This window comes from Ruegeria sp. BHSB196 (genome assembly GCF_059613135.1).
In genome coordinates this window covers 1-1,149 of record NZ_JBXWRY010000079.1, presented here as the reverse complement: position 1 = coordinate 1,149, position 1,149 = coordinate 1, and the positions used below count along the sequence as shown (strand labels likewise).

The window sequence follows — 1,149 nt, the reverse complement described above, 5'->3', positions numbered from 1 at the left end:
CCCAAGGCAGCAACGCCAGCTCGATCGGGGTCGCATAATAGCTGCGGACCAGACCGATGCCGCCATCCGCGCCGACGGGAATGACCGGGTCTGTTCCAAGCCCCAGCCCGTTGCCCAGGCCCAAACCATTGCCCAGCCCCAGCCCGTTGCCGAGACCGAGGCCAAGCCCCAATCCAAGGCCATTCCCCAATCCAAGGCCATTGCCGAGGCCCAGTCCAAGCCCATTCCCCAACCCAAAACCATTGCCGAGGCCCAATCCCAGCCCCAGACCGTTACCGAGACCCAAACCGTTGCCAAGGCCCAGTCCAAGCCCCAATCCACGCGATGCGCCGAGACCCAGACCCAGCCCCTGACTTCCAGTGCCAAGCCCGGACGATCGAGCCGAGGCGTTTGTTCCGAAATCCGTCATGTCAATGTCCTCGTTTGAAATGGACCTTGTTCAAAAAGACGCCAGCGCCGCCTTTTCATCGAAATATGCTCGAGATCATTATGAGTTCCGGCGGTTTCGCCATTGCCGCATGTGCCTGCGTGCGGGTCACTGCGGCCACAAGGCGCGCAGCGGCGGTGAAACGCGTCAGTTCGGCAGACCTGCAGTGCTCAGACCAAGCACCAGCCGTTCCCGCGTGTCCGGGGTCTTCAGGGGGTACCATGCCATAAAACGCGAAATTGAAAAACCTGGATCTTTCTCGAGAAGCTTTTCGGCGGTCACGCGGGCCTGTTCTACCTGCCCGTCCAGCGCGTAGGAAGCCGCCAGAATGCGCAGCGCCGCCATGAATCGCGGCCTGGTGCGGCGCGCGCGTTGCAGGGCACGGATCGCTTCGGGATAGTTGCCGTCCACGAACTCGGCCAGCCCCGCCGCCGTCCAGAAAAAGAAATTCAGCGGCCCGAACGGGGTCAGCCGCCAGACGTTCAGCATGTGCTCGCGCGCGATGGCGCCGTTGCCCAGATAGGTATGGGCCGTCGCGCTGATCCCCCAGGCCAGCGGCAGATTGGGATTGAGCGACAGCGCCTGATCCATGATGTCTATCGCCTCGTGCGGGCGGCGTTCCAGCAGGCTGAGGATATGGCCGCGAATCGACAGGTTCAGCGCGTCCTCGGGGTCCAGCTCGACACCCTTGCGGGCATGGAACACGGCGGCGGCGCTATCGC

At 63.4% G+C, this 1,149-nt stretch carries 1 protein-coding gene and 1 pseudogene; both read right to left on the bottom strand.

What is annotated here, in order from left to right; genetic code table 11:
* Positions 1 to 409: pseudogene (locus tag AC2FNJ_RS19980) on the bottom strand (phosphatase PAP2 family protein); the annotation flags it as partial.
* Positions 410 to 574: 165 nt separating this feature from the next.
* On the bottom strand, positions 575 to 1,149 hold a 575-nt coding region (locus AC2FNJ_RS19975; RefSeq protein ID WP_496766779.1), incomplete at its 5' end, for a tetratricopeptide repeat protein.